General features: G+C 54.7%; 15 protein-coding genes and 1 pseudogene. 12 read left to right on the top strand and 4 right to left on the bottom strand.

The window, feature by feature from the left end; genetic code table 11:
* Window positions 1-40: 40 nt before the first annotated feature.
* Complete coding sequence (locus ABH899_RS25315; protein ID WP_370001452.1) at window positions 41-598, bottom strand: DJ-1/PfpI family protein; 558 nt, start codon at window positions 596-598, stop codon at window positions 41-43.
* Between the two features lie 198 nt (window positions 599-796).
* Between ABH899_RS25315 and ABH899_RS25310 the strand changes: the two are divergent.
* The 5 genes and pseudogenes from ABH899_RS25310 to speD all read left to right on the top strand — a co-directional run.
* Window positions 797-949 (top strand): annotated as a pseudogene (locus ABH899_RS25310) (PfkB family carbohydrate kinase); the annotation flags it as partial.
* A 241-nt stretch (window positions 950-1,190) separates the two neighbouring features.
* A complete protein-coding gene (locus ABH899_RS25305; RefSeq protein WP_370001450.1) occupies window positions 1,191-2,108 on the top strand; it encodes an AraC family transcriptional regulator in 918 nt (305 codons plus the stop codon).
* Between the two features lie 26 nt (window positions 2,109-2,134).
* On the top strand, window positions 2,135-2,713 hold the full coding sequence (locus ABH899_RS25300; protein ID WP_009675095.1) for a GNAT family N-acetyltransferase: 579 nt from the start codon (window positions 2,135-2,137) through the stop codon (window positions 2,711-2,713).
* Window positions 2,714-2,871: 158 nt separating this feature from the next.
* Window positions 2,872-3,930, top strand: a complete 1,059-nt coding sequence (locus tag ABH899_RS25295; RefSeq protein ID WP_370001448.1) for a site-2 protease family protein — start codon at window positions 2,872-2,874, stop codon at window positions 3,928-3,930.
* 162 nt (window positions 3,931-4,092) lie between these two features.
* A complete protein-coding gene (gene speD, locus ABH899_RS25290; RefSeq protein ID WP_370001539.1) occupies window positions 4,093-4,935 on the top strand; it encodes an adenosylmethionine decarboxylase in 843 nt (280 codons plus the stop codon).
* A gap of 359 nt (window positions 4,936-5,294) precedes the next feature.
* Here speD and ABH899_RS25285 read toward each other — a convergent pair whose 3' ends face one another.
* Complete coding sequence (locus ABH899_RS25285; protein WP_370001446.1) at window positions 5,295-6,017, bottom strand: DsbA family oxidoreductase; 723 nt, start codon at window positions 6,015-6,017, stop codon at window positions 5,295-5,297.
* Window positions 6,018-6,438: 421 nt separating this feature from the next.
* Between ABH899_RS25285 and ABH899_RS25280 the strand changes: the two genes are divergently transcribed.
* Window positions 6,439-7,557: an NADH-dependent flavin oxidoreductase gene (locus ABH899_RS25280; protein ID WP_370001445.1), complete on the top strand. Its 1,119-nt coding sequence runs from the start codon at window positions 6,439-6,441 to the stop codon at window positions 7,555-7,557.
* Window positions 7,558-7,935: 378 nt separating this feature from the next.
* Here ABH899_RS25280 and ABH899_RS25275 read toward each other — a convergent pair whose 3' ends face one another.
* The gene (locus ABH899_RS25275; RefSeq protein ID WP_370001444.1) at window positions 7,936-8,766 is read right to left on the bottom strand and encodes a 1,4-dihydroxy-6-naphtoate synthase; all 831 of its coding nucleotides are present in this window, start codon (window positions 8,764-8,766) and stop codon (window positions 7,936-7,938) included.
* The gene (locus ABH899_RS25270) at window positions 8,763-9,464 is read right to left on the bottom strand and encodes a futalosine hydrolase (RefSeq protein WP_370001537.1); all 702 of its coding nucleotides are present in this window, start codon (window positions 9,462-9,464) and stop codon (window positions 8,763-8,765) included. The genes ABH899_RS25275 and ABH899_RS25270 overlap by 4 nt, the downstream gene beginning before the upstream one ends.
* Window positions 9,465-9,727: 263 nt before the next feature.
* Here ABH899_RS25270 and ABH899_RS25265 point away from each other — a divergent pair, with 263 nt between their 5' ends.
* From ABH899_RS25265 to ABH899_RS25240, 6 genes are all read left to right on the top strand, one after another.
* Window positions 9,728-13,267, top strand: a complete 3,540-nt coding sequence (locus ABH899_RS25265) for a PAS domain-containing sensor histidine kinase (RefSeq protein WP_370001442.1) — start codon at window positions 9,728-9,730, stop codon at window positions 13,265-13,267.
* Window positions 13,260-13,928 carry a response regulator transcription factor gene (locus tag ABH899_RS25260; protein ID WP_218231415.1) on the top strand — a complete coding sequence of 223 codons (669 nt, stop codon included), beginning with the start codon at window positions 13,260-13,262 and terminating at the stop codon, window positions 13,926-13,928. Before ABH899_RS25265 ends, ABH899_RS25260 begins: the two co-directional genes overlap by 8 nt.
* 336 nt (window positions 13,929-14,264) lie before the next feature.
* The gene (locus tag ABH899_RS25255) at window positions 14,265-14,729 is read left to right on the top strand and encodes a chemotaxis protein CheX (protein WP_370001440.1); all 465 of its coding nucleotides are present in this window, start codon (window positions 14,265-14,267) and stop codon (window positions 14,727-14,729) included.
* Between the two features lie 43 nt (window positions 14,730-14,772).
* Window positions 14,773-14,949, top strand: coding sequence for a hypothetical protein (locus tag ABH899_RS25250; protein WP_009675115.1), 177 nt, complete (start codon window positions 14,773-14,775; stop codon window positions 14,947-14,949).
* A complete protein-coding gene (locus tag ABH899_RS25245) occupies window positions 14,946-16,550 on the top strand; it encodes a methyl-accepting chemotaxis protein (RefSeq protein ID WP_370001437.1) in 1,605 nt (534 codons plus the stop codon). Before ABH899_RS25250 ends, ABH899_RS25245 begins: the two co-directional genes overlap by 4 nt.
* 88 nt (window positions 16,551-16,638) lie before the next feature.
* Window positions 16,639-17,067: a chemotaxis protein CheW gene (locus ABH899_RS25240; RefSeq protein WP_370001435.1), complete on the top strand. Its 429-nt coding sequence runs from the start codon at window positions 16,639-16,641 to the stop codon at window positions 17,065-17,067.
* The last annotated feature ends 2 nt before the right edge of the window (window positions 17,068-17,069 follow it).

Genomic DNA, 17,069 nt, shown 5'->3' with positions numbered 1-17,069 from the left:
TTTATATGGCATGAACTATCAGGGATGTTTATAAGCCCGGTCAGCTTTTCACCAGCTTCAGAAATTCGCGCATAAAACCAGGCAGATCCGGCCAGGCATGCCCGGAGACGAGGTTTCCGTCCACGTGCAGCGTTTCTTCCGTGTAGTTCGCCCCGAGGCTCTCCACATCGAACCGGCAGGCTGTGTAGGCGGTCAGGGTGCGGCCCTCGAAATATTTGTTGTTTTTTAGAGCCGCAAGTACGAGAGCGGCATGACAGATAGCCCCGACCGGCTTGCCTTCTTCGAAGAAGTGGCTCACGATGCGGGGAATGTTCGGATCCAGCCGGATATATTCGGGCGCACGGCCGCCGGGGATGATCAGAGCGTCGAACTCGGCCGGGTTGACCTCATCGAATGAAACGTGGGATTCCAGCAGGTAACCGGGCTTCTCCGTGTAGGTGTCCCAGCCCTCGAAGTCGTGGATGACGGTTTTAAGCACTTTCTGCTGGGGAGACGCGAGAACCGCTTCATAGCCCTCTTCCAGCACGCGGTAGTACGGGTAATATACCTCTAAAGCCTCGACTGCATCGCCTGCAATGATCAGGATCTTCTTGGACATTCGATCACTCCTACAAGGATTTTAGGCTTGGATCACCTATATCCATATTTTGCATCGGGGGCAACTATCTGTAAAGAGGGCAGACTTCGGTTCTTGCAGGATCGGCGGCAAAACACGTAAGGATGCCGTCAAGCAATCCTCCCCGCAGGCGTGATACACTTATCTAATACAGGCGGTGTACGAAAGGGGAGCTATAACATGAACAGGCCGGTCAAAATTGCGATCGCGGGAAGCATCAATATGGATCTGGTCGTTACGGCTGAACGTCTGCCGGTTCCCGGCGAAACGGTAATGGGACGGCAGTTCCGCATGATCCCCGGCGGAAAAGGCGCCAATCAGGCGTTCGAGGCGCCGTTCCGGGGCGACTCTGCCTGACGCGAGGAAGCCCGCCTCGGCACTCGCTGTGCCGTAAAGACTGGCCTGCCGGACAGCGCATCTTGGCGAGCGGCTCTTCCTGACCGCAGCGCTGTAAGACGCTCTCTAGGCACTTTGGCGGTCCCGGCCCGACTTGTGGCTCCGGCCGACCCCGCGCCAAGACTGCACGGTCCGAACCGGCCGTGCCAAGATTCCGCCCGAAAGGACGAAGCATACCATGAAGCACGAATATGCCGACCGCATCGGCAAAGTGATCGCTTACATCGAGGAAAACAGCTCGCGCAAACTCGATCTGGACACGCTGGCGGGCGTATCGAACTTTTCCAAATACCATTTCTCCCGCATTTTTGCCGCCGTGACAGGCGTAACTCCGGCCGCTTACGTGACCCGCAACCGTCTGGAGAACGCCGTCCGGCTTCTGAAGGATACCGACAGGACGGTGCTGGATATCGCGCATTCCTGCGGGTTTGAATCTTTATCGACTTTTAACGGCGTGTTCAAAAGGCAGCACGGGAAATCTCCGAGTGAACTCCGCAGAGAACTTCAAGACCGCAATTTTTCGTTAGGAGACCGCAAGAAGCGGGAAGAACCCTCCTCGTCTCGCGAGTATGATGAAAGTGCCGGTAACGGAAATCACTTTCTGAGGAGGATTTGGAGCATGAATGTTACGCTGAAAGAACTGCCGGATTTGGAAGTAGCCTTCGTTCGGCATATGGGAAGCTACCTGGAGACGGGGCGGGCCTGGGAGACGCTCGGGAGCTGGGCCGGCCGGAACGGACTCACCCCGGAGCGCCAGCAATTCATCGGGATTTCGCTGGACGACCCGTCTCTCGTGGACGAATTTGCCTGCCGCTACGATGCTTGCGTCACGCTGCCGCCTGATTTCGAGCGGGAAGGCCACACCGAGGTGAGCTTCAAAAAGCTGGAGGGCGGCCTGTACGGCCGGTACGCTTTTTACGATACCGTGGACAAGCTTGCCCTCGCTTACGCAAACTTGTACGGTAACTGGCTGCCGGGAAGCGGGTACGAAGCGGACGACAGGTACGGCCTGGAGTTCTGTATGAACGACCCGCTCCGGGACCCGGAAGGCAAAGCGAAGGTGGATCTGTATATTCCCGTCCGGCCCAAAGATTAACTTATTCCGCTGTGAGAAGGTGTGACATGAACATTCAAGCTGTATTTGCGCAGCTTCCTGTTCTGGAAACCTCCAGGCTGGTGCTGACAAAAATCGGAGAAGACAACCTCGACGAGGTGTTCGGCATATACGACAACGAGGAAGTATTCCGGCACTGCGGCATTATCCCCAAGCATAACAAAGAGACGGTCCGTTCGATGATCGGCCATTTCGAGAGAGATTTCGGCAAAAAATCGAGAATCAAATGGGGGATTTTCCGGAAAGAGGACGGCAGGCTGACGGGAATCGCGGAAGCTTTCGATTTCAACCAGAAAGTCGATAGGGTGACGATCGGCTATTTCCTGGCCGAAGATTGCTGGGGCATGGGAATCGCTACCGAAGCCGTCCGGCTGCTGACCGCCTATCTGTTTACGGAAGCGGAGGTAAACCGGATTCAGGCCGAGGTGATGCCGGCGAACGATGCTTCCAAGAAGGTGCTGATCAAGAACGGCTTCCGCAAAGAAGGAACGCTTCGGCAGGCCGCTTTATGGTCGGGCAAAGGAATTGTCGATCTGGAAATCTACGCGATTTTAAAAGAAGACTACGACGCTGCACCGGTTAAATAGAGGGTTTCCGGCATGTCAGGCATATTCGTTCAGGCGGATGTGCCTCTTTGTGTTTTTAACTTTTTATTTTATGAGGTAAAATAAACCTGACACGACTTTTTAACAAAACGGCAGGGAGCGTTCGGCGCAAAGTCTGCCGGTCTTCAAAGGAGAGAGAAATGAAGGGAAAAGTAAAGTTTCTGATCGGCTGTTTAGTTGTTCTTGCGGCAATTGCCGTTGCGAGCCCCGGCATGGCTCTAAATATCGTCGTTTTCCTCCTGTCTTTCGTGGCCGCGGGCGGAGCCGCCCTTTTTGTGCATGAACTGGGTCATGTTCTGGGGGCGTTTATTACGGGCAGAAAAGTAATCAAATTCAGTCTGGGGCCCTGTACCCTGTCCATTCCGCAGAAGAAGATCGTTTTTTCATGGAAGAACTTTTATTATGTCGGCAATGTGCTGGTGGATGTGGCCGATTTCAGGGATGAAGCTTCTTATGAGCGGAACAACAAGAAGCAGTCGGTAATTTTCATTCTCGGGCCTGTTATGAGCCTGGTAACGGGTATTCTGGCCTTGACGCTGCTTAAAAGCACTTTCGATCATCTGGTCGTGACGCTGTTCGGTATTTTATCGCTGACGATGGGCCTCGGTACGCTGATCTTCTCGGACGGCAGGCTTGCCAAGACGATTTCCGATCCGTACGAATCGCTTTATTATTACTGGAATATTTTATTTACCATTCCGAATGTTAAGGAAGAGAGCCTTAAATTTCTGCTGCTGAAGTCGGAAACGTATCTGTTCGATAAATATATCGGCAACAAGAAGGGAATCACGGAAAAGTTTACAGATCTGTTTGTGCTGTATTATTCGAAATATTTCAGCCAGGTAATCGGCAGAGAACGAATCAATGCCATTGATTTCATGCCGTTTCTGATGGACGATCTCCGCGATGAGTCCGGAAATAGACACAACAAAATGATCATTTCCCATATTTTATGCGAGGAAGCGATGGGCTGGAGTCTGGCGGGCAGGCAGGATGAAGCGGAATCTTTGTACGCGTTTGTCCAGGAGCATGGGGTTACGGAGCCGATCACCCGGCTTAAAGTCGAAACCGTCCTCAAACGATCCGTGGAGCTTGGCCGTGAGTATGCGGAACAGCGCAAAGCGCTTGTGCAGAACAACGTGTTTGATTATTACGAAGAAAAATGGTTGAAGGAACGCGGACTTCCCGGATTTAAGTAAGACCGGATAAAGCGCGTGACAGAGGCTGCCCGCAAGGGCGGTCTTTTTGTAGTTGCGGAGGGGCGGCTCCTCCCTTTTTTCGACATGTTTTTTATTGGGCAGAGTGGGTAAAAATAAAAAGAGTCTTTTTTTAACCTGAATGAGGATAGGGGGAAATCAATGATGGCACTGACACCCGAGCAGCGGATCACCCTCCATGGCTTTAATAACCTTACAAAGTCATTGAGTTTTAATATGTACGATATTTGTTACACCCGTACCCGGGAAGAGCGGCAGGCGTATCTCGAATATATCGACGAGCAGTACAATGCGGAGAGGCTGACCAAAATTTTAAATACCGTGTCCGACATCATCGGCGCCCACATCCTGAATATCGCCAAGCAGGATTACGAGCCGCAGGGCTCCAGCGTTACGATGCTCGTATCGGAAGGACCGGTCGATACCGCACCCACGGAATCGTTCGAGGAATCCCCGGGGCCCCTGCCGGAAGCCGTTGTGGGTCATCTCGATAAAAGCCACATCACGGTCCATACGTATCCCGAGTATCACCCTGATGAAGGTATTTCCACGTTCCGTGCGGATATCGACGTCTCCACTTGCGGCGAAATTTCTCCGCTAAAGGCGCTGAACTATATGATCCATTCGTTTGACACGGATATCTTTACGATGGATTACCGGGTCCGCGGCTTTACGCGGGACATTAACGGCCATAAATTGTTTATCGACCACGAAATCAGCTCCATCCAGAACTATATTCCGCAGTCCATCAAGGATAAGTATCATATGATCGACGTGAACGTATACCAGGAAAATATTTTCCATACGAAATGTAAACTGCGTAAATTCGATCTTAACAACTATTTGTTCGGCTATACGAAGGACAAGCTGACTGCCGAGGAGCAGGAGGAAATAACGGAAAGCCTGACGCTGGAGATGGACGAAATCTTCTACGGCAAAAATATTTATTCCGCGACGCTTGAGGATGAAGAAGGCGGGAGCGAGTGAAGTCTGACGCATGAGCCCAGAAAAGCGGGACACGGGGCAGCGGACGGGATGAGAAAAGCAGGACACGGGAAAACAGACGGGATGTGAAAAGCAGGACACGAGGGGATGAAAAGCAGACACGGGACACCGGACGTTCCGTGTCTTTGCCGTGAGGTTGTTGCCCGCGCGCAGAGCTCGCGGTTTTTGCTGCGCATGAAGGCGGTCAACCGCAGACGAGTGTTCTTCCCGCTGTGTAGGCCGGCACGCATCCAGGGCCATGCCGGAAGCGGCAGGGCAGAGCCGGCCGCTGAACACCGGCCGCGGAACGCCACAAAGGCCGTCCATTGCCGGACGGCCTTTCGTGGAGAAGCGGGAGAAGGTTACTTATCCCGCGCGGGAGGCGTACACACGCCGTCGGCACAGGCTCCGTCAGCCGCGGCGCCTTCGTCGCCCAAAATCGTGAGAGGCTTGGATTCGGCGTACGCTTTCTCCAGAGCCTGCACGAAAACATCAACGGGCTGGGCGCCCGAAATGCCGTATTTGCGGTCGATCACGAAGAACGGAACGCCGGTTATGCCCAGCTCGGCGCCTTCCTGCTCGTCGGCGCGCACTTCGCTTGCATACAGGTCGCCCGCCAGCATTTGCTCGGCCGCGGCCTTGTCGAGTCCCACTTCCTCCGCGAGGGAAGCCAGTACGGCATGATCACCGAGATGAAGGGAATCCGTGAAGTAGGCTTTCAGCAGCCGTTCGGTCATCTCGTGCATTTTGCCGTGGGCGTTCGCGAAATGAGCCAGACGGTGCGCGTCGAACGTGTTCGTCAAAACGATTGTGTCCATGCGGTAGGTGAGCCCGACGGATTCCGCCTGCGCAACCACATTGGCATTCATCGTTTTGGCCTGCTCGACGCTCATCCCGTATTTCTGGGAAAGCATCACATGGACGCTGTGGCTGATGTCCCGGGGAGAGTTCGGGTCCAGCTCGAAACTGCGGTACACCACTTCAAGCTCGCTCTTGCGGGAAAATTGTTCAAGCGCCTGCTCGAACCGGCGTTTGCCGATATAACAGAACGGACACGCAAAATCGGACCAGATTTCAATTTTCATAGTAGGAAAACCTCCAAATTTCTATCTCGGACCGTTTGCACGAAGCAAACAGGGAGTTGGTTTTGAATATCTTGTAATCATTATAGTTACAGTTTATCCGGAAAGCAAGAGGGGCGAAAATAGGGATGAAAAGCAGCAAAGCCAAGCAGGCTATAAAAAGTCCGCAAAGGGAAAAATAAGGTTCACTTTTTCTGCTAAATCCCAGAGAAACAGGCGGAATAGACCGAAAAAAAGGACGGCTGCAAAAATAAGCGGAAAGAGGCCTCTTGACAACGATAACTGTTACTAATAGAATAACAGTCGTGGCCGGAACTAACCATTCCTTGGTTTTCCGATTAACCTTCGGATGAATATATATTCAAAAGAAATAGAGAACGCTAACCCTGTAAAATTTGTTTGGATATAGAGGAGGAAAAACCAGATGAACAGTAAATTCAACCCTTTATTCGAAAGTTTCTCTCTTTCCAGCGGTGTGGAGCTGGATAATCGTATCGTGATGGCTCCGATGACGAATTTTTCGTCCCACGAGGACGGAACCGTTTCGGATGCGGAGATCGCCTACTATGAGCGCAGATCCAATGGAGCGGGTCTCGTCATTACGGCTTGCACGTACGTAACGCCTAACGGCAAAGGGTTTCCCGGCGAGTTCGCCGGAGACCGCGACGAGATGATCCCGAGCCTGGCCCGTCTCGCTTCGGCAATCAAGGGGCAGGGCGCCAAAGCCATCCTGCAAATTTTCCACGGAGGCCGAAGCTGTCCGCCCGAGCTGGTGCCGAATGGCGAAATCGTAAGCGCAAGCGCCGTTGCGGAAGAGAAGGAAGGCAGCGTCGTGCCCAGAGCGCTGACGGATGCCGAAATCGAAGGCATTATCCGCGACTTCGGCGAAGCGACCCGCCGCGCCATCGAAGCGGGCTACGACGGCGTGGAAATTCACGGAGCGAACGGCTATCTCATTCAGCAGTTCTTCTCCCCTCACTCCAACCGCCGCGACGACCGCTGGGGCGGAGACGTGAACAAGCGGATGACTTTCCCGCTTGCCGTCGTGGATGAAGTGCAGCGTGTCGCAGCGGAGCATGCGAAACAGCCGTTCGCCGTAGGCTACCGCTTCTCGCCGGAAGAACCCGAGACTCCAGGAATCTCCATGGACGATTCCATTCAGCTCGTAAATACGCTGGCCGACAAAGGTCTGGATTATATCCACGTGTCCCTGATGGATTTCTGGTCGGCTCCGAGAACGCTGGACGATAACCGTCCGCGGATCGAGATCATCCTCGAAACCGTCGGCGGCAGAACGCCCGTGATGGGCGTAGGCTCTATCCATACGGCGGACGACGCTTTGAAAGCTTTGGAGTCCGGCGTGCCTCTGGTCGCTCTGGGCCGCGAGCTGATCGTGGAACCGGACTGGTTCGGCAAAGTCGCGGACGGACGCGAGTCGGAGATCAAGACGACGCTGACCAAAGACGATCAGGAGCGACTGGTCATTCCCGATCCTTTGTGGAACGCGATCCTAAACACACCGGGCTGGTTCCCTGTGGTATAAGCGACAGAGCCGGCTGAGATGCGGCTGGCACGAGCGGAAAACATAGACACAAAAAAGAAGAAGCCATGCTATACGCGGGCTTCTTCTTTTTTGTGCTTTTACGCGGCGGTAAAACAATAAAATGAACGACCGCCGGATTCCGGCGATTCCGTAAACGAAGAAAAGCAGCCGGAATTCCGGCTGCTTATAAAAGGAACCTGCCCGTTGGCGCACGCCTATTCCCGGGATCTTCCTGTGCCCGCGGTTGCAGCTCAAGGCTGCCGGGATCACGCACTTAACGAGGGCAAGGCGAACATGCTAAGACCCTTGCAGTAGACCCCATCTGCACAGCGCTACATAGCGTCAGACGACAGCTGCAGCACTAACGCCAGGAACCCGCTACCCGCGAAGCATCCTCAGATCGAACTCGGGCACCAGCCCTTCCTGCGCGGCCCGACCCAGCAGCGCTTCGATCGCTCCATAGCCGTCTTCGCCGAGATCCGCCGTGAACGAATTCACATACAAGTCGATATGCGCCTTGGCGACCTCGGGAGACATTTCCTGCGCATGCTGGAGCACGTAAGCCTGAGACGCTTCCGGATGAGCCCACGCGTACTCCACGGAAGAGCGGACCCATCCCGCCAACGCCTCCAGATCCATCGACCGCTTCGCGATGATGGCGCCGAGCGGAATCGGGAGTCCCGTGTCGGACTCCCACCAGCTGCCGAGATCGGCCAGCAGGCTGAGACCGTAGGACGGGTAAGTGAAGCGCGCCTCGTGAATGACGAGGCCCGCGTCGATCTTCCCGTCCCGCACGGCCGGCATGATCTCGTGGAAAGGCATCACGACGATCTCGCCGACGCCGCCCGGAACCTGCTGGGCGGCCCACAGCCGGAACAGCAGGTACGCGGTTGAGCGTTCGCTCGGGACGGCCACGCGCTTGCCGGAGAGGGACGCCGGATCGGCGGAGTCCCGGGACAGCACGAGCGGCCCGCAGCCTCTGCCGAGAGCGCCGCCGCAAGGGAGCAGGGCGTAGTCCGAGAGGACCCAGGGCAGGGCCGCGTAAGAGATTTTCATCACTTCCGGTCCGCCGGGCCTGGCGGCCAGACCGTTGGTAATATCGATGTCGGCATACAGGACATCGAGCTCGGGTGCGCCCGGGACGAGCCCGTGCACCCAGGCGTGAAAGACGAACGTGTCGTTCGGACACGGGGAAAACGCGATTTTCATAACAGCACCTCCGGTAAGACTGAACTGGCTTTCTCCAGCATGGCGAGCGCTTCGGGAATTCGCCATGCCGCTTTGTTGCGCGGTCCCACCGCGTTGGAGACCGAACGGAGCTCCAGGCACGGGATGCCGCGGGCGAGGGCGGCGCTTGCCGCGCCGAAGCCTTCCATGCCCTCGGCGGCGGCGCCGGGCACCCGCCCGGCAAGCTCCAGGGCATGCTCCGCCGTGCCGGTCACGGTCGAGACCGTAAGCACAGGACCTGTGCTTACAGGCAGCCCGGCGGCCGCCAGAGCCTCGGCAACGCGGCCGACAAGCGCCGCGTCGACGGGCACGCGGGCCGAGCCGAAGCCGAGCTTGTCCAGGCTGAGGAAACCCCCGGGCGTCTCGGCGCCCAGATCGGCCGCGAGAATCTCGCTTGCCACGACGAGCGAGCCGACCGCGGCCCGGCCCTCGAAGCCGCCGGCGATTCCGGCGGCTACGACGAGGTCGTACTCGGCGGCGGCGAGCGCCGTCGTGGTGGAGATAGCCGCGGCCACGGGCCCGACGCCCGCGAGCTCCACGCGGAAGCCGGGCGTTCCGGCCAGACCGCGGAGTACGGCGTCCCGTTCGGCTTCGACCGGGGTCATAATCAAGACACGCCTCATGGCAGGCGTTCCGCCGGCTGGGGGCCGGGAAGAGGGAGAATTAAAATCAGGGCTCATTTGCAAGATCTCCTTTAAATGCTGATCCGGATAAGCTATATTATAAACCAATGCTTCGCGGTATAAAAACTTTAGCGCTAAACAAATGTTCTCCATGACCAAATTTATCCGCATTTACGCACGGATCGGGAAGGACTGGAACGTGCTTTTTCCGAACTAATAGCTATTTGAATCCAATTTATGCCTTTCTTGTTCCATGGCAGCCGCATCTGCCGCACATCATCCCCGAGCTTACTCTTCAACGCATAAAGGAGACACACATCTTGAATGAATTTATCATCGGCGCTGTTGTATGCATCCTTCTTCTGACCGTCCAAATCATTCTTATCCTTTACAAAAGAAATCTGGAAAAACGGAAACATCATGAAGAGCTTGTCAAAAAGTACGGCCTGCTGTTGAAAATTATGCATACCGTGGATGTCGGCACCTGGTCGTACGATTACTCGTCCCAGCGCGTTCCTTTCACATCGGAAGCTCTGTTCAAAATTACCGGCTATCGGGCTGAATATTTCGCTACCCAGCAAGCATGGGAAAGAATTATCCATCCGGACGATTTTCAGCGGTACAGGGTAGCGTGCGATAACGTCAGACAGGGGATTTCCGATTTCAGCGAATACCGGATCGTTCACGCCCGAGGTGATATCCGGTGGGTAGAGGTGCGGATGATTCCGACACTGGATGAAACGGGCGGCCGGATTGTCCGTCTGGACGGTGTGGTGCTGGATATTACGGCCCGCAAATCGGCGGAGGAAGCTCTGCTGAGAAGCGAGCAGCGCTACCGTTCTCTATTCGAACATCATTCGGATGTGATCGTGGAGCTGGATCTGCACGGGAAGGTTCTGGATATCAATTCGGCCGCCCTGGAAATTACGGGGAACGGGCACAATATCGCAAACCCGCTGTCGCTTATCGAATTGTTCGGCGTGGACAGCCTGAAGCGGTTGTCGGTGTATTTCGAGCAGGTGGTGCAGGGGACGACCCAGACGTTTGAATTGATCTCTCACCATAAAGAAGGCCGCATGTACCACTGGGATATAAAAATGGTGCCCGTGTATGTAAACGGCGCGGTTACGGGAGTTTTTGTCCTGTGCCGGGACATCACTCCGAATAAACGGACGGAGCAGTCGTTAAAAGAGAGCGAGGCCATGTACCGTCTGATCGCGGAAAATATGACGGATCTTGTGGCCGTAGTCGGTACGGACGGAAAGTTCCGCTACACGTCTCCTTCTTATAAAGCCAGGCTCGGTTTGGACGGGGCGGCCGCGGCGGATTTGTCGCTGTACGATATCATGCATCCCGAAGACGAGAAGCTTGTCCGGCTTAAGCTGGAAGAAATGCCGGAATCGGCTTGCGTATGGACGGCGCGCTGCCGGCTTATTCACGCGAACGGCTCAGAGCTGCATTTCGACTGTGTGGCGAGCCCTGTCCAGGGAGCCGCCGGGAAAGCGGAAAGCATTATCATCGTATCCCGGAACATCACGGAGAGAGTGCTCATCGAGCGCGAGCTGATGGAGAACGAAGAACGGTACAGGCATCTGATCGAGCTGCTGCCCCAGCCCTTGACGATGATCCGCGACGAGCGGTTTATTTATGCGAATCCCGCAGGACTGGAGCTGTTCGGAGCCGCGCTGCCCTGCGATTTCATCGGCCGGAGCATCTACGAATTCATGCATCCGGATTATGTGGAACAGGCCCGAGGCCGCGCGAATGCGATGGCGCAGGAGGAGTATGCTCCGCCGCTGGAATACAAAATGGTCCGTTCCGACGGGAGCGTCATCGACGTGGAAGTGACGGGCATCTACGACGCACTGTCGCTTTCCTCCCTTCACGTGCATACGGATATTACGATGCGCAAGCAGATGGAGCAGGCGCTCCGGGACAGCGAAGAACGCTACCGCAGTCTTGTGGAGCTGTCCCCGGTTTCGATCGCGCTCTATAAAGACGGGCAGGTAACCTATGTGAATCCCGCTGCGGTCCGAGTACTGGGCGCGGGATGCCCGGAGGAGATCATAGGCACGACGCCGCAGGACTGGCTTCAGCCGGGTACGCTCTTCGAAGAAGAATATGCCATCCGGGAACGGGGGACCAGCGCTCCTATCGATCTGGCCATTACCCGGCGGGACGGCAATGTGGTCGATATGCTCGCGACCGCCATCTATGACGCCCGGACCGAAGCGTTCCTTGTTTTCTTCGAGGATATTACGACGCGTAAACAGGCGGAAACCGCCTTGCAGGAAAGCGAGAGGCTAAGCCGCCACCTGGTAGAGCTGTCGCCGATACCGACGATTCTGACCCGGGACCACAAATTTGACTACGTCAATCCTGCCGGCCTGGATCTGTTCGGAGCGGGTACGTCCTGCAGCCTGATCGGCCGCTCGATTTACGACACCGTCCACCCGAACTATAAGGATAAGGTGCGAGCGCGGCTGAACGCGGTTTACGAGAACAAGGAAGCCACCCGCATCGCCGAGCACAAGATCATCCGGCTGGACGGGCGGATCATCGACGCCGAAGTCGTATCCATCCCCATTCCGTACATCGGCATGGATGTCGCCATGACCGTCATCCGGGATATAAGCGAACAGAAGAAGGCGGAGAAGGACCGGGACTATGCGGAACAGATTGTCCGTGAGAGCAAGGACCGCTATTATATGCTGCAAACGAGCCTGGACCGCTTCTCAAGCGATTTATTCGGGCTTATGAACGTGCAGGAGCTGGACCGGAGGCTTATTCAGGAAGTGCGGGAAATGATCCGCACAGAGAAGGTCAGTCTCGTTGAGGTGGATAAGCTGAACAAGATTACGGTCAAAAACGGCAGCTCGGACATTCCCCAACACGTCTGGGAGGAGATTGTCGAGGGCTGTTCCGACCCGCTGCCCGTCTGCGAAATTATCGACACGCTCGACGGACATCTGATCCGCATCGGGGAAATTAAAGGAAAAAGCTACCTGCTGTGCATCGGGGAAAAATCCCCTTCTCTCGTATTGCAATCCAAAAGGGTGTGGATCAAAACGATTGCCCGTTACGCGAGCGTCCTGTACGACAATTTCAGAGTCATCGAAGATCTGACGCAAGAGCTCCGCGAGCTGGCAACCCGCCATAAGACGCCTTCTTGGCTGATCCGGCTTCTATTCACTTTATCCGAGAATGAAAGCAAGCGTCTTTCCCAGGATCTGCACGACGGGGCTTTGCAGGAGCAGATCATCTGGTACCGCAAGCTGGACGAGATCTCGTCGGACGACGGGGTTCCGCCGGGCCTGCGCGAGAAGTTGGCGCCAATTACGCAGGGGCTTCTCGACGTTATTTACCAGATCCGTATCACGTGCAACGAACTGAGGCCGCCGATGCTCAAGGAAGAGGGTCTGGTGGCTTCTCTGGAGGCCCTGTTCGAATTTACGCAGCTGCGGAGCGACTATTCCATTGCTTTTGACTACACGGGCTTTCACGGGTCTCTACACGACGACGATTTGTTGATCGGGTTGTATCGAATTGTACAGGAGCTTCTGGCCAACGCGACGAAACATTCTAACGCAGTGAAAGTTCAATTCAAGTTGTCGGCTCACTCCGACCGGATTCATTTGAGTTATGAGGATAACGGAATCGGTATGGATGTTAGTGGAATGGTGGAGTCCTTTAACAGTATGGGAGTTTACGGCATTAAAGAAAGAGTTCGCAGTATGGATGGCGACGTTGAGTTTTACTCCTCCCCGAACAATGGGCTCGCCGTTTTCATTAACGTACCGGTGAAACAGAATCAGAAATTCGAAATCAGAAATTGGAGTGTTAGGGATAACGATGATTGAGATCTTATTGGTCGACGACCACCCTTCCGTCATGGAGGGGACGAAAATGCTGCTGGAGCAGGATACCAATATGAAAGTCTCCTTGGCTCATACGGCCAAAGAAGCGATGGAGCTGGCGGTTGCCCAGCATTTTGATGTAATGCTGATCGATCTGCACATGCCTACGATGAACGGGATCGATCTGGCCAAACAAATTCTCAACCTTATTCCGGACGCCGTCATCCTGATCTACACCGGCTTTGAATTCAACAATCATTTTAATCTGATGATTGAAGCCGGGATCGCCGGATTTGTCCTCAAAACGGCAAATAAGGAACAGCTCGTAACGGCTGTGCGCTGCGCTCTCAGGGGCGAAGCCGTGCTGCCTTTGTCTCTCGTGAAACAGCTTAGGCGGGCGACGGGCAGCCAGTTTGCGGAATCGGCAAGCGGCAATCCGGAAACGCAGGCAGTCAACTCCAAGGAATACGAGATCTTGAAAGAGATCGCGAGAGGAAGAAGCAACAAGGAAATCGCCGCATCCGTCCTGATGAGCCAGCGTTCGCTGGAGTACTGCTTGACGAACCTGTTTCACAAGCTTAACGTGAAATCACGGATCGAAGCGGCCATGAAAGCGAAGCAGCTGGGTCTGCTGTCCGATGAGGATTTTCCGAAAATGGCCTGATAAAAAATTTATCAAGTTCGACATAAACCCGACCGTACACAGCCGTGTTACGGTTTTTTTGTCTATTTATTACCATTAATCCGACAGGGATTTACAAGTTTCCGCAATATTTTTGCGGGTTCCCGCAAAGTTTTTTCGGTTACCACCGCTCTTTTGCGGTTTATGATTAAAACATCTTCTAGGTCTTTTAACCTATGCCGGATTGCTCAGATTTTTAACGCTCCCGAAAAAGAGAATGCGAATTTGCGGGTAAATGCCTGCCTCTAACCGCGGGCGTTTCACAACGAAGGTCCCGGGCTGAGATCATTTTATACACATAAAGGATGGTTGATTGAAGTGCAGAATCCAAACGGAGTTAAAGATTTGCTGAACAGCACCATCGCATCGATGAGTCAGGTTTTTCCCATCCCCATCGTCACGAATCCGCCCAGTATGCTGCAAAATGCGGTCATCCAGGGCGAGATCGGGGTGTTGATCGGGATTGTTGGCGATGTCGAAGGGAGACTGGTGATCGAAGGAGATATGCAAACGTTCGGTAAACTGGGACAATCCATGTTTGGCATGCCTCTTGAGGGTGAAATGCTCCATAGTTTTGTAGGAGAAATGGCGAATATGATTGCCGGAAATACATCGGCCATCATTTATCAGAAAGGGCACAAAATCGATATTACCCCGCCCACGGTCATGGTAGGTCAAATGCAGCTTTACGGATTCGAGAAGGGGATTTCAATAGCGGTTTCCCTCCAGGAAGTCGGAACCATCCAGATGATCCTTCTTCTGCAGAAAACCGAAGCCGCTTAAGGAAGCATACACAACTAATCGAAAATTAAAGGTGGGGGAACACATGGAAAAAACGAGAGTCATACGAGCGCTGTGGGACAATTCCAGAAGAAGAACCGATTACAATCCGGAACGAAATGAGGGAGAATTGACGAGCGAAGAAATAGACGACATTCTGCACGATCTGGAGGCCGAGCTCCGAGTCATTGAAGGGCGCAAAGGCAGGAGGTACGGACAATGAAATGGTACCGCAATCTGAAAACCTCCGCAAAGCTGGTTTCGGCATTCGTGTTCATCGCGATTCTGCTTGTATTTACGGGTTTTTTCGGACTCGTTAATATGAGCAAACTTAACAACAGCCTGAGCAGCATGTATGAGGATAACCTGGTTCCGATTCGTCTCGTTTCGGATGCTTCCTACTATTATCAGCTGATACGAACGGATCTTAGGGATATGAACGATTTGGCGGAAACTCCGGCCCAGAAAGACGAGTACAAGAAGAAAATCGACGAGAACGTGAAAAAAATCGGAGACAAGATCGGGACCTACGAGAAAACAGAGGTCACTCAGGGTGAAAAAGATCTGCTTAAGGCTTATCATCCCGTATGGGAGAGCTACCAGAAGCAGCTGGAGGAAGCCGTTAAAATTGGCTATGGCAACGACCGGGAGGCGTTTAAAGGCCTGATCGCGGACGGCGTCTTCAAAACCAAGGGCGACGAGCTGTTGAAGGTTTTCGACGACATGTTCGAGATTAACGTGAAGCTGGCGGAAGAACGCAATGCCGAAGGCGCCGCTTTGTACAAAAGTTCCAGCAACGTGACCTTCGGGGTGATGATCGCGGCTTTCCTGATCTCCATCGGATTGGGGTATGCTATCGCGCGGATCATTTCCCGGCCGCTTAACCGGGTGGTCGGTCTGGTCGGTAAAGTATCCGCAGGCGATTTGACCGAAGTCACGGACATCGACACCCGCGACGAAATCGGGCAGCTGGCCAAATCCGTGAACGAAATGGTTTACAGCCTGCGAAGCACCGTGGGCGGTATTCTGACGTCGGCTGAGAGCGTGTCCGCGGCAGCCGAGCAGATTTCGGCGAGCACGCAGGAAATTGCCAGCGGAAGTGTCAGTCAAGCGGGCGCCGCGCAAACCATCCACGAGCTGTTCAAGGAGCTGTCGACCGCGATTACGTCGGTCGCGACCAGCGCCGAACAAGCCTCGGAGGTATCTTCGGACGCGCTGGATATCGCCCAGCAGGGCGGCAAGATCGTGAATTCGTCCATTGAGAGCATGAACCAGGTCAATGAGCAGGTGTCCAGACTCGAAGAGGATTCCAACAAAATCGGAGAGATTATCGAAGTGATCGACGATATCGCCGAGCAGACCAATCTGCTTGCCCTGAATGCGGCCATCGAAGCGGCGCGCGCGGGGGACCAGGGACGCGGGTTCGCGGTCGTCGCGGATGAAGTCCGCAAGCTCGCCGAACGGAGCGGGGAAGCGACGAAGCAGATTACCGCGATTATCAAGGGCATGCAGGAGAATACGCGCCAGAGCGTCAAGGCGGTCGGCAACGGTGTGGTCCTGTCCCGCCAGACGGGCGAATCGTTCCATAACATTATCGGCATGGTGAACGAATCGGCCAATAAGGTGATGGAGATTGCCGCGGCAAGCGAGCAGCAGGCGGCGCAGTCCTCCGAGGTTATGTCGTCGATCGAGAGCATCTCCGCCGTAACCGAGCAGTCGGCGGCAAGCAGCGAAGAGACGGCCTCGACGGCCCAGTCGCTCGCCGGATTGGCGGAAGAGCTTAACCGGACGGTAGCGGTGTTCAAAATCAGCAAATCCGCCTAGCGAGGCAGGGACCCCAGTCAGCCTGATTGGGGTTATTCTTTTAACGGCGGGAGCCGGATTCCGTATGAACGGCAGGGAGGACCTTTTTATGCAGGGAAATGGGCAGGAACAATATGTGGCGTTCGGCATCGACCGGGAACAGTACGCCATCCGGATTTACGATATTCACGAGATTATTAAAATGCAGGCCGTTACGGCCATCCCGAATGTAAAGCCCTATGTCAAAGGGGTGATCAATCTGAGGGGGCGGATCGTCCCGGTCATCTCCCTTCGGACCTTGTTCGGAATGGAAGAAGCGGAGCCGACGAAGGCGTCCCGCATTGTCGTGGTTCATCATCTGGAGGATACCGTCGGGATTATGGTGGATTATGTGAGCAAAGTGACGACTTTCACGGACATTCAGCCTCCTCCGGAGCGGGTGGGCGGCGTGCAGGGCGGATTTTTTACGGGAATCGGGCTTGCGGACAGCGGTCTGGCCGGGATATTGAAACTGGACGAAGTTCTGCTTCACGAATAGGA

Origin of the sequence: Paenibacillus sp. RC84, assembly GCF_041260495.1 — a bacterium.
GTDB lineage: Bacteria > Bacillota > Bacilli > Paenibacillales > NBRC-103111 > Paenibacillus_F.
The sequence above is the reverse complement of the archived record's forward strand: the minus strand, read 5'-3'. Positions and strand labels throughout refer to the sequence as shown.